Genomic DNA, 22,691 nt, shown 5'->3' with positions numbered 1-22,691 from the left:
CACGCGCGGCGAGAAATGCCGGTGTCGGTCGAGACATGGCTTTGGCTGGTTGCTCCTTACCCGCCTCAATGGGAAGCTCGGGGCATTGCCAAGTCGTTGCGGCTTAGATGGCTAAACTGGCGTCGATATTAAGCTTTCTGCATCGTTCACCAATTACCTTAGTGCAGTGATCGGGCGGCGTTTGAGGAGAGAGTGAAGAGTGATGCGTTGGGTTGTTGCATTGTTTATGGCGATTTCCGCTTTTGGCTTTGCGTCTGCGAAGGCTGAAACGTCGATGGTTGTGGCGGCAGCAAACCCCGGGGCTCAAGCTCCGGCTCACTCAGCCTCTCAGGTGATCGACGTTGCGCTGCCGGCCGCTGAGGAAGCGGCTAACGGGTCGGAAGAAGGAGCAGCGCTCGAGCCGCCGGAGCCGACGCTCTTCGCTCGGATTGACCTTGCAAGTCAGACAATGACGGTCTCGGACAAAAACGGCGAGATCGCACGCTGGAAGATCTCATCGGCGCGTGGCGGCTACAAAACACCGACGGGCACCTATACGCCGCATTACACTGCGCGGATGCACTACTCCAAGCAGTATCACAATTCGCCGATGCCCTATTCGGTGTTCTTCAACCGGGGCGTCGCGGTGCACGGCACGAATGATCTGCGCAATCTCGGGCGTCCGGCCTCGCACGGTTGCGTGCGCTCGCATCCGAAGAATGCCAAGGTTTTCTACGACCTCGTGCAAAAACACGGAAAGCAGATGACGCGCGTAACGGTGGTGGGACAGCCGCCTTACTCGCCGGCGGTTGCCGAGCGCCCGCGTCGCCGGGTTGCAAAGCCGAAGCCGACCTTCCAGCCGTTCGGCGGATTGTTCGGCTACAGCCAGCCGCCGAAGAAAGCGAAGAAGAAGCAGTATGGCGGAAGCTACAACACCTGGTAATCCCGACCACCAGTGATGCATTTTCCGGGCGCCCGAGTGGCGCCCGGTTGCGTTAGAAGGGGTTCCAGGTCTGCTTGGGCGTGAAACGGATGTAGCCGATATTGGCGCCGATGCGGAAGCCGAGGCCTGTGCGAATTGGCGCCATGATCACCGGGCCGCCCTTCAAGAAGGTGATGCCGACGCCGCCGATGAAATACGCAGAGCCATCGATGCCGGTGAATTGGCGGTAAATGCCTTCAGGCTCGCGAAGTCGGTAGATGAGAAACATGGTGCGTGAGCCAGAAGCGCCAAGGTCGGTTCCGATGGACGGGCCGTGCCAGTAGACCTTACCGCTGCCGCCCGAGCGCAAATACAATGTGCCGCTGCCGTAGCGGACGCCGGCGAGGAAGGCGCCTCCCCCTTCTGTGCCGAGCACGTAGCCGTCCGGACGGCCGGCACTGGAGAAGGCATACTCGATGACGCTGCCAAGCTCGGTGGAGATGGTGCCGAAGAAGCCACGCGAGATCTCGCGGATCTCGTCGATGGTGTAGCCCGGCTCATCGGGCGGCAGGGGCTCGAGAATGGCGACGGAAGGCCCCGGCTCCAGCGTCGTGACGCCGGGTTCGGACGGTGCCGCGCGTTGGGGGGTGGTCTCGGTGGCCCACTTCTGGGTTGCAGACTTGGAAACCGGCTTGGGCGGAACCGCATCCGGTCTTGAAGCCGAAGTAGGAGCCGGTGCGATAGGGGCCGGCTCCTTGGCAGAGCGTGCGGCGACCTGCTTGCCTCCGATGGCGGCGTCGAGCTTGGAAAGTGTGTAGGTCGACTTCGCCTTCATAACGGCCAGCAACTCAAGGCCAGCCGCCTCCAGTTCAGTGAGCTTGGTGCAGTCGATCGGACCATTCTCGGGAGGGCGTCCGAGCTGATCGATCTTGATGATCAGGTCTTCGGCATCGGCGTCGAGCTTGGTTGTGCGATCGTCGCGGACGGTGGCCATCGCCTTGTCCTCGTAGTCGGCGTCGCTCCAGCCCTTCTTGTCTTTTAGCTGCTTCAGCTTCTCCTGCAGCTTCGGCAGGGCCTCTGCATTGAAGGCGCGCAGCTGGGCACCGGACTTGTCGACCGCAGCGGCAAAATCCTCTTCCTTGCAGTCCGCTCGCGCGGGCTGCTGGATGAGGGCGAATACTGCCACGGCAAGGAGAACGGACGAGATCGATCGACGCATTGAGGGACTTCTATCCGGTTGCAGAATGCGCCCGATTGAAGGTTGGCCCGCGCAGGTCGACCAGACGTATGTGGCCGATTATTGGCCGCCAATCGTCTTCACGACCGAGGTCATCGGGCGATCGCTGAGTGCCGTGGGCATGCCCTTCATGTCCTTGGCAATCATCTCATCGTACTCGGGCAAGGTCTGGATAGGAGCCTTCGGGACCATTTGCACGACTTTGTAGCCGCCAGCCTTAAGCTGCTTGAGAAGCTCGGGCATGGCCGCCGCCGTGTGCGGCTGGATGTCGTGCATCAGAATGATGCCTTTGCCGCGCTTGTCGAGGTTGGCCATGATGCGCTTAACCAGCGGGGCGGGCTTGGTGCCCTTGAAGTCGAAGCTGTCGATATCGGTCGAGAAGACAGCAACGTTCCGGTCGGCGAGGTATTTCAGCGTCTCGGGAGAGTGGCGCAGGAACGGGAAGCGGAAGAATGGAGCCGTCGGGCCGCCGACAGCGCGATGGAGAACGCTGAAGGTTTTCTCGATCTCGTCCTTGGCCTGGTCGATCGTCATCTTCGACAGATCCTTGTGATCCATCGTGTGGGCGCCGATCGTGTTGCCGGATTTGGCAACGTCGTGAAGGATGTCGGGATAGCCAGCGGCCACCTTACCGACCGAGAAGAAGATCGCGCGCGTGCACTCGGCGTTGAGCGCTTTCAAAATGGCGGTGGTGCGATTGGGCAGCGGGCCGTCATCGAACGTCAGCACGACTTCTTTCGGGTTGAGGAAGTCATACATCTTGTAGTGCTGGAAGCCGAAGCCTGGGCCGCCGGTGGTGTCAATCTCGACAACGCGGGAGACGCCGAGCGGGTTGGGGTTGCCAGGACATTCGCTGGTTTGCGCTGCCGCCGGCGCAGGTGTCGGTGCCGGCTCTTGTGCCGCCTGCTGGGAGGGTGGAGGTGGAATTGTCGGACCCATCTGCTGGGCTTGTGCGCCGGCTACGTGGAATGCAAACGGGCTTACGAGGGCAGCAGCGATCAACGACTTCGTGAGAATAGCGCGCATCCGAAACCTCCCGGAGGTTGCCTCACAGGCTTATTGCTTGATTCCCCGCCATTGTGCGGAGATTTGCGCTGCGCGCGCAAGGAATTTGCCGCACGCGCATGGCGTGTGACATGCGAATTCTTCGGGGGTGTTGTGGCGCTTGTACTCAAGCCGGGCGCTTGGAGGCGACCTTGCTGCGAAAGCGGGGGCTGTCGACGATGATGCGGGTGTGGCGTCCGCGGCCGACCAGTTCGCGCTCATCACGAGCTTCGACATTGAACACGAGTTTGCGGCCGTCGCGTTCGATCAACTCGGCGGTGGCGGTGACTTTCAGGCCTTCCGGTGTGGCGGCGATGTGCTGGACGTCGAGGTGGATGCCCAGCGTTTCCTGATCGGGAGCGAGGGCATCTTCAACGCAGTCTACGGCGGCGGCTTCCATGAGGGCGATCATGGCCGGGCTGGCAAATACTGGCGCGCGGCCACTGCCGAGGTGAGGCGCCATCTGTGCCGGTGTTACGACGACGGATGCCGTGCCGGTCCGTCCGGGTTGAAGCGGATCGGCGGGGGCGTTTTCGGTTGGCATGGATTGGGGTGACCTCGGCAGCGTGGGGCGCGGACTATAGCGCGCGTTGCCCGATTAGTCCGCGGCTTCGGCGAGGCTCTCCAACTCGTGCAGGTTCTTGAGACGGAGACCGCGATCGCAGGGCTCAACGAGGCCGCGATCGGCGAGTTCGGAGAGCCAATGGCTGAGGTCGTCGACGCTCATGTTGAGGTAGCCGGCTACGACGCCGCAACTCACGGAATCGGTAAGAACCGCGGGGTCTCGGCCTTCATAGGCATTGCAGCGCGAGAGCGTCACGAACAGCGCTGCTATGCGCCCCAGGGGTTTGGCGATGGTCGCGCGCCGCTGCGCTTCGTTGAGGAATGCGACCTCACGCTCGATGGCGGCCGAAAGGCCGTTGACGGCGACAGGCGCTGCGACGGGCTCAGGCTCTGCGATCGCGCGCGGCGTACAGGTCAGCATCGTGTCCATGGTCGCTTGCGCGCCCGACAGATGGTGATCGACATAGCCGAGACCGACAAGGTCACCGGGAAAAGCAAATTCGATGACGTCACGCGTGCCGTCGGGGCGGTGCTTGAAGAGGCAGACTGCACCCTTCTCAACGCGATAGATGTGGGTGCGCGGCTCGCCTTCGCGGAAAAGGATCTCGCCACTGGTCAGCGCGCGGTGGTCGCCGTCGACTGACTTGGCGCGGCATGAAGAAATCGAATGGTCTGCAATAGTGAGCATGGCGGCGGCTGCTCGGTACGCTTTTACAATAACGCGACTATATGTTGCATTATGGCAACGATCAAGTGAATTGTTGTCCAGCGACGCACAAAGCGCTGGACAGCGGTAGATCGCTGTCCAGTACGGCAGGCTACCGCGGTCTATGCCGGGCGCGAAACGTTCGCTGCGACGGGCAGGCGATTAGTGCGGCACCTTGCAGGCGTAGGAGGTCGCGGCACACTCGACGCCGAACACACCACCGGACGAGCAAGACTGCAGCTTGGCATCGCCGATCACGGTGAAGCCGCGGTTCTCAGCCAGATTGATGGCGCCCTGGGTGGCCATCAGAGAGGCAATGCTCTCGGTCAAGCCGCTGCCGACGGCGCGGAAGCCACGGCAGTCGGTCGCGCCGCGCGGAACCGCGGGCGCCGCAGCGGCAATCGTCGGCGCGAGGGCGCAGAGACTGGCGGCGGCCACGAGAACGCAGGATCTCAACTTGGACATTTACCCCTCCAAATGCGGGCGCTGAGAAATTAAGCAACGAAGTGAGCCGTAAGCTGCTCCTGCGGCCTTGCGATCTCAAGACGAGGAACCTCCGAGGTCTGTGGATTGTGTGCCGAGTGTGTCCGCCTAGTTGCGGATGGGAGACGCCCCGCGCGGCGTTTACCTCGTGGGGCATTCGCGCTCCTGGTTGTCACCAAGGTGGCTTAATCCTGATCAGAATGCTGCCTCTTGGCGTTGGGGAATGAGGGCCTGCCGTGGAAGATCCGTCTCGCGTACTCATCATCCGGGAAGACACCTTCCTCAAAGGAGGCGTGCGCAATGCCCGGCGCATCGAAGTCTTCGGCTACATCGAGGGTGAGATCGAGGGCGAGATGCTGGTCGTGCAACCGGGCGGTCGCTGCTTCGGCAGAGTGAACGTCGCTCAGGCCGATGTGCGCGGTATGCTCCAGGGCGACGTCGTGGTGCGCCAGCTGATCAGCATCCGGGAGAGCGGAGAAGTCGTCGGCAACGTCAAGTACGGCAAGCTGGCGATGGAGATGGGCGGTCAGCTTTCGGCTGAGATGCGCAACATTCCGCCGTCGATCTCGGGCGATCTCGATCTGTCGGTCGGCAAAGGAAATGTCGTGCGCATTACGCTGCAGGATCTATCTGCGCTCGATCCCGACGACAGCGCCGAAAATCTTACCTTCACCGTGTCCCAGGTGCGAAACGGCTTTGTGGTGCTCGCCAACGATCCGGTGAGCCCCGTCGGCACCTTTACCCAGGCCGATCTCGAGGAAGGCACGGTGCTGTTCAGACACGACGGCACCGATGATCCGCGCGCCAGCTTTGCCGTCGTCGTCGCGGATATGTCGGGTGCAACTTCGGGCGCCGCGCAGACGGTGAACGTCGCCGTCCGCTAATTCGGGCGGCGTTAATCAGTCGCGCGGCCGAAGCGCTTGCGAAGAGCGACCTTCGCCTGATCGAGCGCGGAGCGGTCGGCTCCCGACAGGTTCTTGCCGGCGCGATTGATGTAGAAGTCGAGCATCGACATTGCCGTGCGATAGGGATCGTCGGATCCGCGCTTTGGATCCTCGGCGGAGTGCTGCAATGCCGCGGCGATCACGTCGGGGTCGGCTGACTTGAAAACCCCCGAAGGAAGATCGAACGGGTGGTCGTGCTCGGTGACTTCCTTTGACCACTTTTGGGCTTTGTCGGTCATGGACAGATCCTCAGCTTCCTGGAGTTCCAGAAGACCAGGAGAATGCGAAGGCGCCGTAAGGCTTATTGCGAGCATTTTGCGCAAATGCGCGAAGGCACCGGAGCCTATTTCTTTGCCTGCCTGAACTAGATTGGCCGTGCTCGGAGCCTGAAGAGGTGTGGGAGGCGGCGTTGAGTATCTTCCGGAAAATGGCTGGTGCCGTAGTGGTGTTGTGCCTGCTGCCAATCGCGGCGGCGCTGGCGGCGAGCATCGTGGCCTACGCGGCTGGTTGCCAGTACGATATCGGCATGCCGCTGGCCTGCGTCGTGGGCGGAAGCGATATCGGGTCGTTGGTGCAAGTGCTGGGCACCTTCAGCTATGGCACCTTCTTCAGCGTGCCGCTGCTGATCTTGACTGTGACGGTCTGGCTCGTTGCGGAGCTGGTGCATCTTTTGAGGCGTGCAGGCTCGCCTCCTCCCGTTCGCAAACCCCGCTCCCTCGCCTAGCAGCTTATCAGGTGGATCGAGGCGCTAGCCGGATGTCCTAGCTGCGCGCCTGCGCCACCAGACGGCGATCTCAATGATGATCCAGAGCGAGAGGGCGCCGATAGCGATGGGAAACGTCGCCATCAGGAAATAGCCCATGAACGCGAGCGTGAGCAGGGTGTGGCCGATGTCCTCTCCACCGACGATGCACGGGTGAACCGCGACGAGGTCGAGCTTGCAGCCGTGCCATTGTGCAATCGCATCGGCAATGGCCATGGCGATCAGCGGCGACAGACACGCCAGCAGAGCCACTGCCATCAATGCGCGAAATATTCGCATTTTGAAGTGCCCGTCTGGGGTGAGCGGTGTCGCTTTATTTGCAGCGCAGGAAGTCGCGCGGCCCACCGCTGTCGGTGACGGTCAGCGTGTCGCCTGAAAGGGTGAGGCTGAAGTCGTAGGGCATGGCACTGCCTTCGACCGTGCATTCGGAGCCAATCTTCCACTCGCCGTTGCCGCCCTCGACGGATTTGAAGGCGCAGTGGCTTTCATGCTGGTCGTAACGGTCCTTGGCGATGACGAGGGGTGCGTTCTCGCTCTCTTGAGGAACGCCGCAATTGGCGGGGTCGAGGCTCCACTTGCCGACGAAATCCTGGGCGGCAGCTGGGGACAGGGCGAAGGCGAGCGTCAGGGCGAGGGCTGCGATGGCCCGATACAGGATGCGCATGGGGGCACGTTCCATGGTGCGTTCCGGGATTCCGCTAGGTGCGGAGGTGAAGTCCGAGCTTGCCGGCGAGATGCTGTGTGAACTGCCATGCGACGCGGCCGGATCGGCCACCCCTGGTGACACTCCACTCCAATGCCTCGCGTACCAGTTCGTCATCCGCCATGTTGAAGTTGTGGTGCTTGGCGTAGCTGCGGACCATGTCGATATATTGATCTTGGGTGCCATTGTGGAAGCCAAGCCAGAGGCCGAAGCGGTCCGATAGGGAGACTTTTTCCTCGACGGCTTCGGAGGGGCTGATGGCTGTCGAGCGCTCGTTCTCCACCATCTCGCGCGGCATCAGGTGACGCCGGTTGGACGTGGCATAGAAGATGACGTTTTCCGGACGGCCCTCGACGCCGCCCTCCAGCACCGCCTTCAGCGACTTATAGGTCGTGTCGTCCTTGTCGAAGGACAGGTCATCGCAAAAGACGATGAAACGGTGGGGGCTCTGGCGCATCAGCGCCAGGCACTGGGGCAGAGATGCGATCTCCTCGCGATGGAGTTCTACCAGCTTCAGGTCGCTGCCTGATGCGGAAAGCTTGGCGGCCAGGCGCTGGCGCACGTCCGAGTGAGCCGCCTTTACCAAAGACGACTTGCCCATGCCGCGCGCGCCCCACAGGAGGGCGTTGTTGGCCGGCAGCCCAAGCGCGAAACGTTCAGTATTCTCGACGAGCTGCGGGGCGACGTTCTCAACGCCTTTCAGAAGCTGCAAGGGAATACGGTTGACCGCTGGGACCGGGACAAAGCGCTGGTCTTCGGCGCTCCAGACGAAGGCTTCCGCGGCATTGAAATCGGGCTTTTCCGGGGCACGGGGAGCCAGGCGCTCCAATGCGGCGGCTAGGCGGTCTAGACGGTCGAGAATCGCGGCTTCATCGTTCATCGTTGATCCCGCATTTTCGGGTGCATGGCGCTTTTTGCTTGCCGTGAGAGGGTGGGTGCTTCTATAGCGCCGACTGGCGTCAAGTCACTCTAATACTGTGGCGGCGCACCATTGGCCTTTCGGTTGCAAAGGAAGCGTCGGCCACTATAGTCCACGGCACTTTTCTGGCAGAGCAGACGCTCCTGGCTGCGCGCGCGCAGAAATCGACCGCTGTTGCCCAACACCCCTAAGAGGACGGAAGCATGTTCATCACACCAGCATTTGCTCAGGCAGCAGGCGGTGATCCGCTCGGCGGAGCCGGCGGACTGTTGTTTCCAATGCTGATCATGATCGTGATCTTCTACTTCCTGGTCATCCGTCCGCAACAGCAGCGCGCCAAGCAGCATCGCGAGATGATCGGTCAGGTGCGCCGGGGCGACACGGTGGTTACGTCGAGCGGGTTCGTCGGCAAGGTCCTCAAAGCGTCGGATACTTCGGATGAAGTCGAGGTCGAGCTGTCGGACAACCTGCGCGTTCGCGTCGTCAAGTCGACGCTGATGGACGTACGTGGCAAGGGTGAGGCCGCGAAAGAGACGGCGTGAGAGCGCTCCGCCGCAATCGCGCAAACGGGATCGGTTGACAGATGCTGCACTTCGAACGTTGGAAGATCATCGCGGTCACGCTCGTCTGTTTGGCGGGTGTGCTGTTCACGCTGCCGAACTTCTTCGCCAAGGAGACGGTCGAGAAGTGGCCGTGGTGGATGCCGCATAAGCAGCTGCCGCTCGGTCTCGATCTGCAGGGTGGTGCCCACTTGCTTCTGGCGATGGACACCAAAGAGCTGGAGAAGGACTGGCTCAACGCGATCCGCGACGACACCCGCAAACAGTTGCGCGAGGAGAAGATCGGCTTCACTGGACTTGGCATCGTTGGTCAGGCTGTCCAGGTAAAGGTGACGAAGCCGGAAGATCTCGACAAAGCAGTGACGGCGCTCAAGAAGCTCATTCAGCCGATCGGAACCGCAATGCTCGGGGGCGGCGGCAACGATCTCGCGGTGGAGACGTCGGGCAACAACACGATCACCATCACGCCGACGCCGGCGGGCATGCAGCATCGCATATCGAGTGCGGCGAGCGCGGCCATCGAGACGGTCGACCGACGCGTCAACGCGCTGGGTACGTCTGAATCAACGGTGGTGCGTCAAGGCTCGGACCGCATCCTGGTTCAGTTCCCCGGCCTGCAGGACACAAAGCAGCTCAAGGAGCTGATTGGACAGACCGCCAAGCTTACCTTCCATGCCGTCCACCCAACCATGTCAGCCGAGGAAGCGACGCAGACGCGCGCGCCGCTTGGGTACAAGGTCTATCCAGGCGTGGAGGCAGAGGGCCGCAACTATCTGTTGCAGGAATCGCCGATCGTGTCGGGTGAGGATCTCACCGATGCGCAGCCGGGCTTCGACCAGCGCACCAACGAGCCGATCATCTCGTTCCGCTTCAATCAGTCGGGCGCGCGCAAGTTCGGCAACTATACGAAGGACAGTGTCGGTCAGCCGTTCGCCATCGTGCTCGACAACAAGGTGCTGTCGGCGCCGGTGATCCGCGAGCCGATTCTTGGCGGCTCGGGTCAGATTTCGGGCCAGTTCACCGTCGATAGCGCGAACACGCTCGCGGTACAGCTTCGCTCCGGCGCGCTGCCGACGAAGTTGACCATCGTTGAAGAGCGTACGGTCGGTCCATCGCTCGGCGCGGATTCGATCGAGGCGGGCAAGCTTGCTGGTCTCGTCGGCTGTCTGGCGACCGCGATCCTGACGATCGTCGCCTACGGCACGTTCGGTATCTTCGCCGTGCTGGGCCTTATCGTGCACGGGTTCCTGATCATCGCGCTGATGACCGTCATCGGAACGACGCTGACGCTGCCGGGCATCGCCGGCTTCGTTCTGACCATCGGCATGGCGGTGGACGCCAACGTGCTCATCTATGAGCGCATCCGTGAGGAACTGCGTGCCGGGAAATCGCCGATCGCTGCGATCGACCAGGGCTTCCAGCGCGCGTGGATCACGATCCTCGACAGCCAGCTGACGACGCTGGCTGCTGCAATCATCATGTTCTGGCTCGGCTCGGGACCGATCCGCGGTTTCGCTGTCACGCTGACGATCGGTATTCTGACGTCGGTGTTCGCTGCCGTGACCGTGACGCGACTGCTGGTCTCGCTCTGGATCAAGAGCAAGGGTAAGTCCCGTATCGTCGAAGTGCCGGTCTAAAGAGGAAAACGATGTTCTTCCCCGTTCCCGACTTCAAGGGCTTCGACTTCTTCCCGCATAACCTGCGCATACCGTTCATGCGCTACAAGGGTGTGTGCTTCGCTCTCTCGCTGATCTTCATGGCGGGATCGCTGGGCCTCTACTTCACGAAGGGGCTCAACTACGGCGTCGACTTCGTCGGTGGCTCACTCATCGAAGTGCAGCACAAAAACGGCCCGGCGCCGCTCAGCGAGATGCGCGAGAAGCTGAACGCGCTGGGCATCGGCTCGGTGCAGATCCAGAGCTTCGGCTCGGACACCGACGTGCTGATCCGCGTGGAGCAGCAAAAGGGCGGTGAAGCCGAGCAGCAAGTGGCGATGAAGAAAGTCATCGACACGCTCGGGCCGGAATATACGCAGCGGCGTATCGAAGTGGTGGGACCTGCCGTATCGAGCGAATTGCGGCGGACCGGCTTGATCGCGGTATTCGCCTCGATCATAGCCATCATCATCTACGTGTGGTTCCGGTTCGAATGGCAGTTCGCGGCGGGTACGGTCGTGGCGCTCCTTCACGACGTGCTGGTCACGATCGGCGTGTTCTCGCTGCTGGGTCTCGAGTTCGACCTATCGATCGTCGCGGCGCTGCTGACCATTCTCGGCTACTCGGTGAACGACTCGGTCGTCGTGTCGGACCGCATTCGTGAGAACCTGCGCAAGTTCAAGCGTATGGACCTCAATGACCTTCTCAACCTCTCGATCAACGAGACGCTTTCGCGCACGATCCTTACGGGCATGACCGCCATCGCTGGCATCATGGCTCTGCTCGTCTTCGGCGGCGAGGTGATCCGCAACTTCTCGTTTGCGATGCTGTTTGGCATCATCATCGGTACGTATTCGTCGATGTTCATCGCGGCGCCGCTGCTGGGCTATCTCGGCGTAAAGCGTGACACGGTGGGGTCGGCTCCAAAGCCAGCGGATGCTGGGCCGGTGATCGCGCCAGCTACTTCGGGGGGCGCTGACCGCGCGAACAAAGCGGCGCGCAGTGGTGGCCGTCAGGTGCCGAACAAGGCTGCCCGCTGAATCGAGGTTGAGCCCGGAGGGTCGCATGTCGACGACGGGCAAAGCGCATTTTCCTGGCCGCGCACCCGTCGATGCCTATGGCAACGGTGGGTTCCGTTTTGCCGACATGAGCCACCGGGGTTCGGTCATCGTCGTGCCGAGCGGGATGTACGGCTGGGACGTGACGGCGGTGCAGGACTTGAAGCCGGACGATTGCGCCAAGCTCATCGAAGAGCTGCCGCGCGCGTCGTTCGTATTGCTGGGGACGGGTCTGGAGCATCAATTGCCGCCCGAGCCCGTGCGAAAACTCTTTGCAGACGCTGGAATTGGGCTCGAGCCGATGAGCACGGGCGCTGCTGCGCGCACCTATAACGTGCTGCTGGCCGAAGGACGCGATTTTGGTGCGGCTTTCATTGCGGTTTGAGCTCGGGGTCGCGTAAGGCTGTTTCCCGGCGGCCAGCATCGTTGGGCATCGAGGATGGGCGAGACGACGCAGGTGGATGCGGAAGGCGAGGTGCGCCAGGCAGCGCGTGACCTCGACTACGATCGCTATCTCGCTGCTCTGCTGTCGCCGAAAGCCGCCCGGTTAGACCTGATGGCGATCGCCGCGTTTCATGGCGAGATCGCGCGCGTGCCAGTCAACGTGCATGAGCCGACGATCGGAGCGATCCGTCTGCAATGGTGGCGGGACGTCATCGACAACCGCGGTTCGGGCGAAGCGCCGGGCTCTCCCGTGGCGGAGGGTGTGCAGCGGCTGCTGTGTGCCGATGACAAGGCGGTCGAGGACGCAATATCGGTCATCGACGCCTACGAGGAACTGCTGCACCCGGGGGCGTTGAGCCGGCCAGGCGCGGTCGAGGCTTTCGCGACGATGGGGCAGGGCTCGGTATTCAGATGGGCGGTCCGTCGGCTGGGTATAGGGGCCCCTCAAGGATCGGAGCTGATCGGGGCAGCGTCGCAGGCCTACGGGCGGGTACAACTCATGCGCGCGCTGCCGGGATTGCTGCGCAGGGGGCACAATCCTTTTGTGGCGCCAAACACCGGGGACTGGGAGATGATCACCGGTGTGCTGATCGCCCGAACGCGTGCCCAAATGGCGGAGGTGCGGCGACTTGCGCCGCTTGCGCCGGCAGCCATTCGCGATGTCATACTGCCGGTTGCCCTTGTTGAGCCCTATTTGACGGCTTTGGAGGGGCTTGGTTCCGAGCTCATCGACGAGCAAGCAACGATTTCGCCGCTGACACGCGTCTGGCGGATCTACGTTGCGAAGAGGCTTGGGCGCTTCTAGTCCGGAAGGGGCGAGGGCAGCACATGTCGCTGAGAGCAGCAATAATCGCACTGCTGCTGATTCTGGTTGAGGCGGCGGTGGCGCCTGTGGCCGCGCAGGTGACGCAACTGCCGGTGCCCAAGATCACCTGGCGGGTCGAGAACCAATTCCGCTTCTTCACCGATGCAGCCGATACGGAAGTGCATCGCGCTACGTTCCTGGCGTTGCCGCCGGCCGATCAGCTGCAACGCCCGATCCTGGCCGCAGAGCAAGCGCTCAGCACCCGGCACGAGAATGGGTGGGCGGAGACGATGTTCCGCGATACGTGCTGGAACACGCGCACCAACCGGTTCGAGTGCAAAGAGGTGCGCGACTACATCAACCCGCAGTCGCATCGCGTCACGCTGCAGATCGATAACATCGACGAAGCGGCGGGGCTCACGTGCACGTGGCTGACGGCGCCGCGCGGGGGGCCGGTGCGCGGCGATGCCGTGGTGCAGGCATGCAGCGAGCAGGCGCATTTCGACATCCCCTATCCAGATGGCGCCGCCGTATCGGTCGAGATCGGCGGGCGTGAAGTCGCCAGCGTCGACGTTAAAGTGCATGATCTTCTCATCGTCGGCATGGGCGACAGCTTTGCATCCGGCGAGGGCAATCCCGACATTCCGGTGCGCTTCTCGCGCGACCGCTCGGCTGATTACGGGACGCGCTCGGACAGCGGTGACCTGACCGGCTATCCGGCGCGCGTGGGCGTGTGGAAGCAGATCGGCGACAAGGCCTTTATCGACGAGAACGCGCGCTGGCTCGATCAGGGCTGCCACCGCTCGCTCTATTCGCACCAGCTGCGCGCGGCGCTGCAGCTTTCGATCGAGGACGATCATCGCGCGGTGACATATGTGGGCGTTGCGTGCTCGGGGTCGGAAGTGACGTACGGGCTGTTTCTCAATTACGCCGGCAACGAGTGGGTGCCGCATCCTGCCGACATGTCTCAGATCTCGGCGGTGGCGTCGGCACAGTGCGATCAGCACGACGCGCCGATGCAGGACCTGCCCGAGGCGTATCACATGGACGGCACGATCCCGGAGCTGAAGGGCGGCTTGGTGCTGCGCAAGTGCGATCCATTGAATGCGCGCCGGATCGACTTGATGATGGTTTCTATTGGCGGCAACGACGTCGGGTTCTCTCGTCTGCTTGCCAACTCAGTGCTGTCCGACGAATCGACGCTGCGAATGCTAGGCGGCTGGTTCGGCCAAGTGCACAGTCTCGACGATGCGAGCCTGGGCCTCGAGGCGCTGATTTTGCGCTACAAATCGCTCAATCGCGCCATCCACTATCTGCTGCACATCCCGTGGGAGCAGTCCGACCGCGTGCTGCTGACAGCGTATCCGGGCATGGCGTTGCAGGGTGATGGCGTCAGCACGTGCCCCGATGGCGTCGAGGGCATGGACGTATTGCCCGACTTCCAGTTGAGCGAGACGAAGATGCGCGTCGGCACCTGGATCGCCGACAAGCTCAACACGGCGATGAAGGAAGCGGCGGACCATTATGAATGGACGTTCGTCGATGCGCATCGACGGGAGTTCGTCGGTCGCGGCCTGTGTGCTGGTACGACGTACGATGGCGCCAACATCGCCGATGATCTGCGCCTGCCGCGCAAGACGGCCGATGGCTGGCGGCCCTACAACCCGGCAGATTATCGCGCGTACATTCCACGGCAGCGGTGGTTCCGCACGCCGAACGATGCGTTCATGACGGGCAACTTCCACGTCGCTGCATCGCTGATGCAGAAGGCGCTGAAGCTCAACGCGCTGGCGTGGTTCCAGCTGGTGCTGGCATCAACGTACTCAGGCGCGTTCCATCCGACTGCGGAAGGGCAAGCCTCGATGGCCGACGCTGTCGTTCACAAGGCGCGCGGCGTACTGGCGAAGTACGGGCAGGGGGCCGAGCGGCCGCTGCTTATGCCTGACTTGCCGGAGGCGTCAATCGGACTTCACTGACGGCAAGCGACTTTACTCGGCGGCTTTACTCGGCGGCTTTGATCGTGAGTGCTGTATCGGCGAGCCAGCGGTCGATGTCGGCCAGCGCACGGACGCTCATGGATCGCTTCTTGGCGCGGCCGCGCTCCTTGCCCTTGAGGCGTTTGCCGTCAGCATCCGTTTGCGGACCTTCGATCTCGGGGAACAGTCCGTAATTGACATTCATCGGCTGGAACGACGAGGCGCCATCGGAGAGATGGCCGCCGGTGATGTGCGCGATCAGCGCGCCGAGAGCCGTTGTGTTCGGTGGCGCGGACATCTGACGGCCGAGCCGTTCGGCAGCAGCGAAGCGACCGGCGAGCAGGCCTATCGCCGCGCTTTCGACGTAGCCTTCGACGCCGGTGATTTGGCCGGCAAAGCGCAGGCTCGGCATTGCCTTCAGGCGCAGCGCGCCGTCGAGCAATCTGGGGCTATTGATGAAGGTGTTCCGATGCAGTCCGCCGAGGCGCGCAAACTCGGCCTCCTGCAGACCCGGTATCATGCGGAAGATGCGAACCTGCTCGGCGTGCTTCAGCTTGGTTTGGAAGCCGACCATGTTCCAGAGCGTGCCGAGCGCGTTGTCCTGGCGTAGCTGCACCACTGCGTGCGGCCAACGGCCGGTGCGCGGATCATCGAGGCCGACGGGCTTCATCGGTCCGTAGCGCAGCGTGTCACGTCCACGCTCTGCCATCACTTCGATGGGCAGGCAGCCATCGAAGTAGGGCGTCGAAGCTTCCCACTCCTTGAAGCTGGTTTTCTCGCCGGCGAGTAGCGCATCGATGAAGGCTTCGTACTCGTCGCGATTCATCGGGCAGTTGAGATAATCGGCACCGGTTCCTGCGGGACCGGTCTTGCCGTAACGCGACTGGAACCAGGCGATCGAGGTGTCGATCGAATCGCGATGAATGACGGGGGCGATGGCGTCGAAGAAGGCGAGGTCTTTTTCGCCCGTGATCTCGCGGACGGCCGCGCTCAGCTCTGGCGAGGTGAGGGGCCCCGTGGCGATCACAACGCTGTCCCACTCCGCGGGTGGCAGTCCGGAAATTTCCTCCCGCTCTATCGTCACCAGCGGGTGATCGGTGAGGCGGCGCGTCACCTCGGCGGAGAAGGCATCGCGATCGACGGCGAGCGCACCGCCGGCCGGCAACTTGGTTGCATCGCCCGCGGAAAGGATGAGCGAGCCGGCTCGGCGCATCTCCTCGTGCAGCAGGCCAACCGCGTTCGCCTCCCAGTCGTCCGCGCGGAACGAGTTCGAGCAGACCAGCTCGGCGAGGCCCTCGCTCTTGTGGGCGTCCGTCATGCGGTGAGGGCGCATCTCGTGGAGCACGACCGGAACACCGGTCGAGACTATCTGCCAGGCGGCTTCCGAGCCGGCGAGGCCGCCGCCGACGACGTGTATGGGCTTCATCTGTTGCATGACGGCGCAACCTAATGGAAAGGCGGCTCTGTCTCAATGCGGGCAATGTTAACGGCCCGGGCAAATCGAGGCCGCAATCGCGACATTGTTTTGCGCCGGGCGGCCCGATATCGTCAGGTAAGAGAATAAGCCCCGGGATCAGCCCAGGAACCTTCATGTCACGCTATGCAAAGCGCCTTGACCGAGACCTCGCGCGCTGGCGTGAGGCCGGCTGGATAAGCGAGGACGGGGAATCCAATATCCGCCGTGATTTGGCGAGCACCGACTCGAGCAAGCTCGATCTGGCTTCGGCGCTGGGCATCTTGGGCGCAGTGCTGATCGGCTTCGGAGCGATGAGCTTTATCGCAGCCCACTGGAACGAGATGCCGAGGCTGTTCCGGCTGGCGCTGATCTTTGGCGGGCTGTTCGCTTCCTACGGCGTCGCGGGGATGCTGTTCGAGCGCCGCCACCCGACGTTCGCGCATGCGGCGGTGCTAGTCGGTGTTTCGATTTTCGGCGCCGGCATCATGCTGATCGCGCAGATGTTCCACATCGAGGGGCATCCGCCCGATGCCGTGCTGACATGGGCTCTGGGCGCGCTCGCCGCCGGCGTGATCTTGAAGTCCAATCCGGCTCTGGCCGTGGCGATGCTGCTGGTGTGCTTGTGGGCTGGCTGGGAGACGGGCGACACGGGAGAAGTGTTCTGGCCATTTCTCATCGGGTGGGGCGCGGTGACGGCAGCGATCGCGTGGCGCGGCTGGAGCGGCGGCCTTCACTTGGCAGCTGTGGCCATGGCGATCTGGATCGTCAGCCTCGGCTATTGGCTGTTTGATGGAAACGGGCAGGGCGTCGTCGTCGGGCTTGGCCTGCTCATCGCCGCGGCGGGCATCGCCGCGCCGCTGGTCGATGAGCGGCTGTCGCCTTGGTCGACGTCTGGCGCCGCGTACGGCCTGTGCATCGCCTACGCGGGGCTATTCGCGCTGCAGTTCGTGAAGGAGCTGCCGCTCGACTACTTCATCCTGCTGGCGATCCTCAGTCTTGCACTGGTCCTGGGCGGCATCGCGCTGGGCTTGAGGCTCGGCAGTCCGGCACTGTTGTGGCTCGGCTATGCGGGTTTCTCTCTCGAGGTGCTTGGGATCTATTTCAAGACGGTCGGCTCGTTGCTCGGGTCGTCGTTCTTCTTCCTGTCAGCGGGCATTCTCGTCATCTTCCTGGCGGTGGTCGCCTATCGCCTGCATGCGCGCGTTCAGCCTGGATTGGAGGCCTCGTCATGACCACCGAGCGTCGCAATCTATGGGCGGCAATTGCCGCGGTGGCACTGGGGCAGGCAGCCGTTCTGGGCTGGATGATCTGGGACCGCGTTTCGCTGCTCGCAAACGGGCGCGAAGTGGTGCTCGAAGTGATCCCGGTCGATCCGCGCAGTCTGTTTCGTGGCGACTATGTCATCCTTGGCTACGATATTTCGCGTTACACGCTGCCGCCTGGGACGAAGCCGCCGAAGCGCAACGCGCCCTTCTACGTCACGCTGAAGAAGGGTGCCGGCGAGACGTGGCAGGCGGTTGCCGGTGGAACGGAGCCGCCGCAGACGGTTCAGCCGGACGAGGTCGTCATCCAGGGCCGGGTCGATTACACCATGCAAGCCACTTCCGATAAGAAGCAAGAGCCGGTGGTGGTGGCGCTGCAATACGGGATCGAGAGTTTTTTTGTGCCGGAAGGCGCAGGACGTGAGCTTGAGAAGATGGTCGGCGAGAAGAAAATTTCTGCGCTGATTGCGATCGATGCCGATGGGCAGGCTGCCATCAAGGGGCTCATGTCGGACGGTAAGCGAGTGTACGACGAACCGTTGCTCTAGAGCCTTCATAGCGGTTCGGAATAAGGCCGCGCCTGTGGCCGGTTTGCCGCTGAATGCGCCGATTATTTCCTTTCCGGTCCACGGCCCTATCGAGGTGCCAAGCGGAATCTGGCAGTGTCCACACAAATCATTGTCAAAAGCCACGGGGGTGGGGGATGTTGCCTAAGTCAATGTATGTGCTGGTGTTCGGTGCGCTCGTTGCCGCGGCACCTTCTGTGCCAGCGTTTGCTGCTTCGGATACGGGTCTTGCCACGGCGATCCATTCGGTAAGGCGCGAACGTGGCCGTCTGTGCATGACGGATCACTGGCACTACGGAAGTAGTGGAACGAAGAGCTCGAAGGCTGCTGCGCAAAGAGCCGCGATCGCTTCGTGGCAGGATTTCACCGACCTGGAATACGGCAGTGCCTGGGCTCGCTTCAGCCGCGCCGCGAGCCGCAAGGTTGGTTGCTCACCTACCGGCGGCGGCTGGACATGCGACGTCGAAGCTCGCCCCTGCAAGTAAAGGCAGGACATCGCTGCATCGAGATCAACGGCTGCGCAGGTTGCGCAGCCGTGATTGTATGTGGTTACCCGCGTTCTGCAGCGACGTGCAGGTCCACTGCTGCACCTGTGCCAACCATGGGGCATGGTGCGTGGGCTGATTGCCGAGGCCAGCATTGATGATAGCGCGGGCGCGGGCCAGCGTGGCGTCCTCCTCGGACGTGCGCAGGCGTTCGGCAAGGTCGCGGAAGAGCACTTCGCGGTCGGCCCCCGCGTTGGGCGTCAAGACGGTGGTTCCGCTGAACAGTCCGCTGCTTCCACGGCCGACCGGGAGTTGGCCTGCTGGCACGTCGGCCACGTAGGTGGGCTCGTCCTCGTTGCGTGCGAGAGCCAAAAGAGCTGCGCGGGTCCTGATCATTATGGCCCCGAGAAAGATCGCGGTCACGACGGGAAGCAAATATTCGGCAATCATCGGACTGATCTCGGCGGCTTCCGCCGCGCGGCCGGCCATGCGTGAGCTCTGGCTGTGCCCTGTGAGCGCGGTCAGGGCTTCCGTGCCGATCACCTGCGTGGAGGTGGCGCCCATTAAAGTCGCGTCGTTGAGGACCTGCTCGTAGTTGTTCTTGCCAATGAGTTCGATCAGGCGGGAGAGAGTGGATCGGCCAAGCGCCTGGTCGCCCAGGAGACCATGGAGATCGTCGAGCATCTCCAGGATGGCTGCCTTCGCCTTCGGGCGCGGCAAGTGGAAAGCGCGAGCGAGGTTATCGACCACCTGCCCATTCTGGACGCGTATGAACTCTTCCCAGATCGCCCCTCGGTTGCCTCGATCTGTGATCCGCATCATAGGCGCACTTCACATGTGGTCAGCTGAAAGCGCACGGTATCACCCCCCGTGTTTCGTGTTGCGATCGCGAACCGATTAGCAACGTCCCCTGAACCTAATACACTGATCCGCAGAAATAATCACCCCTTTGGTCGTAATATGTTGCGCTGCGGTGATATCTCTTCCGACGTCGTAAAGCTCGGCATTCGCGCAGTGAACCGATGCTCGCACTCCAATAAGCTTGGGAGGAAAATACCCTGATCGAGCGCAGCGGTCAGTGGTTAGGCTTTTAGTCTTAAGGGGCCGCACGTGAGACTACGCGGACAGGCGCTTTCGATAATCTGCAGAAACACTTGAGTCCGCTGGCAATGACTGCGGCAGTGTGTTGCATCCGACCCACAGTTTTGGCATGTTCCGCGCGCAAATCGCCAACCAAAGCGAGCCGCCGATGCTGCGTGCGCAGTGTCGGAGAGGTTCGGATTTTCTAGGGCGCCAAAGGGGTTCACATAATGACGGAGTTTCTGTGGGGGATCGTCGCCTGCGGCGTGCTTGCGCTCGCCTACGCAGCGTACACGATCCGATCGGTGATGAGTGCCGACGCTGGCAACGCACGCATGCAGGAGATCGCCGCCGCGATCCGCGAAGGCGCGCAGGCTTATCTCAATCGCCAGTACACGACGATCGGCATCGTCGGTGCGGTTATCTTCGTCATCGCGTGGTTCCTGCTCGGACCGCTCGTTGCCTTCGGCTTCCTGATCGGCGCCGTTCTCTCGGGTGCTGCGGGTTACGTGGGCATGAACGTCTCGGTGCGCGCCAACGTGCGCACGGCGCAGGCAGCGACGCATTCGCTGGCGCGCGGTCTCGACATCGCCTTCAAGTCGGGTGCGGTGACGGGCATGCTGGTTGCGGGCATGGCGCTGCTCGGCGTCGCCGGCTACTACCTGTTCCTCATCGGCGGGCTCGAGCTTGCTCCCAATGACCGCACGGTCACGGACGCGCTGGTGGCGCTGGGCTTCGGTGCCTCGCTCATTTCGATCTTCGCCCGTCTCGGCGGCGGCATCTTCACGAAGGGTGCGGACGTCGGTGGAGATCTCGTCGGCAAGGTCGAAGCCGGCATTCCTGAGGATGATCCGCGCAACCCAGCGACGATCGCCGACAACGTCGGTGACAACGTCGGTGACTGCGCCGGCATGGCTGCCGACCTTTTCGAGACCTATGCCGTGACCGTCGTCGCGACGATGGTGCTGGGCTCGATCTTCTTCGCGGGCCAGCCGAACCTCGGCATCCTGATGATCTATCCGCTGGCAATCTGCGCCGCGTGCATCGTCACCTCGATCATCGGCACGTTCTTCGTGAAGCTCGGCTCCAACAACTCGATCATGGGTGCGCTCTATCGCGGCTTCCTTGCCAGCGCGGTGCTCTCGGTCGCGGGTCTGTGGGCGGCGACGCACTACGTGCTCGGCGGCTTCGGCGAGGTGGGCACGGCGGTCGGCATGACGATCACCGGCTACAACCTGTTCATCTGCGGCCTGATCGGTCTTGCTGTGACGGGGCTCATCATCTGGATCACAGAGTACTACACCGGCATCGGCTATAAGCCCGTGCGCTCGATTGCGCAGGCTTCTGTCACCGGCCACGGCACCAACGTGATCCAGGGCCTTGCGGTCTCGCTCGAGTCGACCGCGCTTCCGGCGATCGTCATCGTCGGCGGCATTCTGTCGACCTACTCGATCGCCGGTCTCTTCGGCACGGCAATCGCCACCACGACGATGCTCGGCCTTGCCGGCATGGTCGTCGCTCTCGACGCCTTCGGCCCGGTGACGGACAACGCCGGCGGCATCGCCGAAATGGCGGGGCTGCCGAAAGAGGTGCGCCGTTCGACCGACGCGCTCGACGCGGTCGGCAACACCACGAAGGCCGTGACGAAGGGCTATGCCATCGGCTCGGCCGGTCTTGGCGCGCTGGTGCTGTTCGCGGCCTACAGCTACGACCTGCAGCACTTCATCACCGAGGCCAACCAGGCGGGGGCGACGAACTTCTCCTACTTCAAAGGCGTCAGCCCGGACTTTTCGCTGGCTAACCCGTATGTGGTGGTCGGCCTGTTGCTCGGCGGTTTGATCCCCTACCTGTTCGGCGGCATCGCCATGACGGCCGTTGGCCGCGCGGCGGGCTCCATCGTCGAAGAGGTGCGGCGTCAGTTCAAGTCCAACCCCGGCATCATGAAGGGGACCTCCAAGCCTGACTACGCGCGCGCCGTCGATCTGCTGACCAAGGCGGCGATCAAGGAAATGATCATTCCGTCGCTGCTGCCGGTGCTGTCGCCGATCGCTCTCTACTTCGCGATCTATTTCATCGCGGGAGGTGGCGTGGCCGGCAAGAGCGCGGCCTTCTCGGCCGTTGGCGCAATGCTGCTGGGCGTGATCGTCAACGGTCTCTTCGTTGCCATCTCGATGACGTCGGGTGGCGGCGCGTGGGACAACGCCAAGAAGGCGATCGAGGATGGCTTCATCGACGCCAACGGCGTGAAGCACGTCAAGGGTGGCGACGCGCACAAGGCTGCGGTCACCGGCGACACCGTCGGCGATCCTTACAAGGACACCGCGGGGCCTGCCGTGAACCCGGCCATCAAGATCACCAACATCGTCGCGCTGCTGCTGCTGGCGGTGCTGGCGCAGATGGGCTGATGCACGATCACAAGTGCTGACGAGAAGGCCCGGCCATTGCGCCGGGCCTTTTTGTTTGTGCGGTTGATGGTGGGGTCAAGCCGCGAGGCCGCCGAGAAGCCGCTTGGTGTCGGCAGCGACTTTGGCGCCTTCGCCCGTCATCTCGGCGCGCACGATGGCGCCTTCGACAATGATGAGCGCGAGCCGCCCGACTTCTGTTGGCCGCGCGGCGCCATCCGCACGTGCCAACTCGGTCAGCACGGCGAGCAGATCGGACTTGTGATTGCGCGCGATGGTGCGTTCGCGCTCACTGGTGCGGTCGGTTTCGGCCAGTATGTTGATGAAGGCGCAGCCGTGAAAATCCGGGGCGGTAAACCATTCGCGCAGCACGTCGGCGACGGATGCCAGCCTGGCGCCGGACTTGGCATCGCGTGCGTCGAGGGCTGAGCGGAACCAAGCCATCCAGCGCACGTGCCGCTCCTCGAGGAATGCGGCGATGAGATCGGCCTTGGATGGGAAGTTGTTATAGAAGCTCATCTTGGCGACGCCGGACTCGGCGATGATGCGGTCGATGCCGACAGCGCGTGTCCCATGCGCATAAAAAAGCCTCAGCGCCGTCTCCAGTATTTTGGCGCGTGCCGATGTCGGCTTTTCAGTCGCTTTGAACATGGCAATCATCCGGGTTGACGGATTTCT

The 22,691-nt window shown here is 62.7% G+C and carries 25 protein-coding genes; 13 read left to right on the top strand and 12 right to left on the bottom strand.

The window, feature by feature from the left end:
- Positions 1-202 precede the first annotated feature (202 nt).
- The gene (locus tag ACP15D_RS05865; RefSeq protein WP_424959176.1) at positions 203-922 is read left to right on the top strand and encodes a L,D-transpeptidase; all 720 of its coding nucleotides are present in this window, start codon (positions 203-205) and stop codon (positions 920-922) included.
- Positions 923-974: 52 nt separating this feature from the next.
- Here the strand turns inward: ACP15D_RS05865 and ACP15D_RS05860 are convergent, their stop codons facing one another.
- From ACP15D_RS05860 to ACP15D_RS05840, 5 genes are all read right to left on the bottom strand, one after another.
- Positions 975-2,120: an EipA family protein gene (locus ACP15D_RS05860; RefSeq protein ID WP_424956613.1), complete on the bottom strand. Its 1,146-nt coding sequence runs from the start codon at positions 2,118-2,120 to the stop codon at positions 975-977.
- 78 nt (positions 2,121-2,198) lie between these two features.
- The gene (locus ACP15D_RS05855) at positions 2,199-3,164 is read right to left on the bottom strand and encodes a polysaccharide deacetylase family protein (RefSeq protein ID WP_424956612.1); all 966 of its coding nucleotides are present in this window, start codon (positions 3,162-3,164) and stop codon (positions 2,199-2,201) included.
- A gap of 145 nt (positions 3,165-3,309) precedes the next feature.
- A complete protein-coding gene (locus ACP15D_RS05850) occupies positions 3,310-3,726 on the bottom strand; it encodes a thioesterase family protein (protein ID WP_424956611.1) in 417 nt (138 codons plus the stop codon).
- Positions 3,727-3,780: 54 nt separating this feature from the next.
- Positions 3,781-4,434, bottom strand: a complete 654-nt coding sequence (locus ACP15D_RS05845; RefSeq protein WP_424956610.1) for a Crp/Fnr family transcriptional regulator — start codon at positions 4,432-4,434, stop codon at positions 3,781-3,783.
- A gap of 180 nt (positions 4,435-4,614) precedes the next feature.
- The gene (locus tag ACP15D_RS05840) at positions 4,615-4,917 is read right to left on the bottom strand and encodes a hypothetical protein (RefSeq protein ID WP_424956609.1); all 303 of its coding nucleotides are present in this window, start codon (positions 4,915-4,917) and stop codon (positions 4,615-4,617) included.
- Positions 4,918-5,171: 254 nt separating this feature from the next.
- On the opposite strand from ACP15D_RS05840, the gene ACP15D_RS05835 reads away from it, so the two are divergent.
- On the top strand, positions 5,172-5,819 hold the full coding sequence (locus tag ACP15D_RS05835) for a polymer-forming cytoskeletal protein (protein ID WP_424956608.1): 648 nt from the start codon (positions 5,172-5,174) through the stop codon (positions 5,817-5,819).
- 11 nt (positions 5,820-5,830) lie between these two features.
- Here the strand turns inward: ACP15D_RS05835 and ACP15D_RS05830 are convergent, their stop codons facing one another.
- On the bottom strand, positions 5,831-6,118 hold the full coding sequence (locus ACP15D_RS05830; protein WP_424956607.1) for a DUF3175 domain-containing protein: 288 nt from the start codon (positions 6,116-6,118) through the stop codon (positions 5,831-5,833).
- A 170-nt stretch (positions 6,119-6,288) separates the two neighbouring features.
- On the opposite strand from ACP15D_RS05830, the gene ACP15D_RS05825 reads away from it, so the two are divergent.
- Complete coding sequence (locus ACP15D_RS05825) at positions 6,289-6,603, top strand: hypothetical protein (RefSeq protein WP_424956606.1); 315 nt, start codon at positions 6,289-6,291, stop codon at positions 6,601-6,603.
- Positions 6,604-6,627: 24 nt separating this feature from the next.
- Here the strand turns inward: ACP15D_RS05825 and ACP15D_RS05820 are convergent, their stop codons facing one another.
- The 3 genes from ACP15D_RS05820 to ACP15D_RS05810 are packed head-to-tail and all read right to left on the bottom strand — an operon-like array spanning position 6,628 to position 8,225.
- A complete protein-coding gene (locus ACP15D_RS05820) occupies positions 6,628-6,921 on the bottom strand; it encodes a hypothetical protein (protein WP_424956605.1) in 294 nt (97 codons plus the stop codon).
- Between the two features lie 34 nt (positions 6,922-6,955).
- A complete protein-coding gene (locus ACP15D_RS05815; protein ID WP_424956604.1) occupies positions 6,956-7,321 on the bottom strand; it encodes a hypothetical protein in 366 nt (121 codons plus the stop codon).
- A 19-nt stretch (positions 7,322-7,340) separates the two neighbouring features.
- Positions 7,341-8,225 (bottom strand): ATP-binding protein, encoded by an 885-nt coding sequence (locus ACP15D_RS05810; protein WP_424956603.1) that lies wholly within the window; start codon positions 8,223-8,225, stop codon positions 7,341-7,343.
- A 242-nt stretch (positions 8,226-8,467) separates the two neighbouring features.
- Between ACP15D_RS05810 and yajC the strand changes: the two genes are divergently transcribed.
- The 6 genes from yajC to ACP15D_RS05780 are packed head-to-tail and all read left to right on the top strand — an operon-like array spanning position 8,468 to position 14,762.
- Complete coding sequence (yajC, locus tag ACP15D_RS05805) at positions 8,468-8,806, top strand: preprotein translocase subunit YajC (RefSeq protein ID WP_424956602.1); 339 nt, start codon at positions 8,468-8,470, stop codon at positions 8,804-8,806.
- Between the two features lie 41 nt (positions 8,807-8,847).
- Complete coding sequence (gene secD / locus ACP15D_RS05800) at positions 8,848-10,461, top strand: protein translocase subunit SecD (RefSeq protein ID WP_424956601.1); 1,614 nt, start codon at positions 8,848-8,850, stop codon at positions 10,459-10,461.
- An 11-nt stretch (positions 10,462-10,472) separates the two neighbouring features.
- Complete coding sequence (gene secF / locus ACP15D_RS05795) at positions 10,473-11,519, top strand: protein translocase subunit SecF (RefSeq protein ID WP_424956600.1); 1,047 nt, start codon at positions 10,473-10,475, stop codon at positions 11,517-11,519.
- A gap of 25 nt (positions 11,520-11,544) precedes the next feature.
- Positions 11,545-11,922, top strand: coding sequence for an Mth938-like domain-containing protein (locus ACP15D_RS05790; protein ID WP_424956599.1), 378 nt, complete (start codon positions 11,545-11,547; stop codon positions 11,920-11,922).
- Between the two features lie 54 nt (positions 11,923-11,976).
- On the top strand, positions 11,977-12,786 hold the full coding sequence (locus ACP15D_RS05785; protein WP_424956598.1) for a squalene/phytoene synthase family protein: 810 nt from the start codon (positions 11,977-11,979) through the stop codon (positions 12,784-12,786).
- Positions 12,787-12,809: 23 nt separating this feature from the next.
- Positions 12,810-14,762 (top strand): hypothetical protein, encoded by a 1,953-nt coding sequence (locus ACP15D_RS05780; protein WP_424956597.1) that lies wholly within the window; start codon positions 12,810-12,812, stop codon positions 14,760-14,762.
- A 25-nt stretch (positions 14,763-14,787) separates the two neighbouring features.
- On the opposite strand, the gene trmFO is transcribed toward ACP15D_RS05780, so the two are convergent.
- Entirely contained in the window at positions 14,788-16,197 is a 1,410-nt protein-coding gene (trmFO, locus tag ACP15D_RS05775; RefSeq protein WP_424956596.1) for a methylenetetrahydrofolate--tRNA-(uracil(54)-C(5))-methyltransferase (FADH(2)-oxidizing) TrmFO, read from the bottom strand.
- A gap of 155 nt (positions 16,198-16,352) precedes the next feature.
- Here trmFO and ACP15D_RS05770 point away from each other — a divergent pair, with 155 nt between their 5' ends.
- From ACP15D_RS05770 to ACP15D_RS05760, 3 genes are all read left to right on the top strand, one after another.
- The gene (locus ACP15D_RS05770; RefSeq protein WP_424956595.1) at positions 16,353-17,450 is read left to right on the top strand and encodes a DUF2157 domain-containing protein; all 1,098 of its coding nucleotides are present in this window, start codon (positions 16,353-16,355) and stop codon (positions 17,448-17,450) included.
- Positions 17,447-18,028 (top strand): GDYXXLXY domain-containing protein, encoded by a 582-nt coding sequence (locus tag ACP15D_RS05765; RefSeq protein ID WP_424956594.1) that lies wholly within the window; start codon positions 17,447-17,449, stop codon positions 18,026-18,028. The genes ACP15D_RS05770 and ACP15D_RS05765 overlap by 4 nt, the downstream gene beginning before the upstream one ends.
- A 155-nt stretch (positions 18,029-18,183) precedes the next feature.
- On the top strand, positions 18,184-18,531 hold the full coding sequence (locus tag ACP15D_RS05760) for a hypothetical protein (protein ID WP_424956593.1): 348 nt from the start codon (positions 18,184-18,186) through the stop codon (positions 18,529-18,531).
- Positions 18,532-18,555: 24 nt separating this feature from the next.
- On the opposite strand, the gene ACP15D_RS05755 is transcribed toward ACP15D_RS05760, so the two are convergent.
- A complete protein-coding gene (locus tag ACP15D_RS05755; protein WP_424956592.1) occupies positions 18,556-19,353 on the bottom strand; it encodes a hypothetical protein in 798 nt (265 codons plus the stop codon).
- 488 nt (positions 19,354-19,841) lie between these two features.
- On the opposite strand from ACP15D_RS05755, the gene ACP15D_RS05750 reads away from it, so the two are divergent.
- Positions 19,842-22,016 (top strand): sodium-translocating pyrophosphatase, encoded by a 2,175-nt coding sequence (locus ACP15D_RS05750; RefSeq protein WP_424956591.1) that lies wholly within the window; start codon positions 19,842-19,844, stop codon positions 22,014-22,016.
- Between the two features lie 75 nt (positions 22,017-22,091).
- Here the strand turns inward: ACP15D_RS05750 and ACP15D_RS05745 are convergent, their stop codons facing one another.
- The gene (locus ACP15D_RS05745; protein WP_424956590.1) at positions 22,092-22,664 is read right to left on the bottom strand and encodes a TetR/AcrR family transcriptional regulator; all 573 of its coding nucleotides are present in this window, start codon (positions 22,662-22,664) and stop codon (positions 22,092-22,094) included.
- Between the last annotated feature and the right edge of the window lie 27 nt (positions 22,665-22,691).

It is taken from the genome of Hyphomicrobium sp. 1Nfss2.1 (assembly GCF_965243865.1).
Taxonomy (GTDB): Bacteria; Pseudomonadota; Alphaproteobacteria; order Rhizobiales; family Hyphomicrobiaceae; genus Hyphomicrobium_A.
The sequence above is the reverse complement of the archived record's forward strand: the minus strand, read 5'-3'. Positions and strand labels throughout refer to the sequence as shown.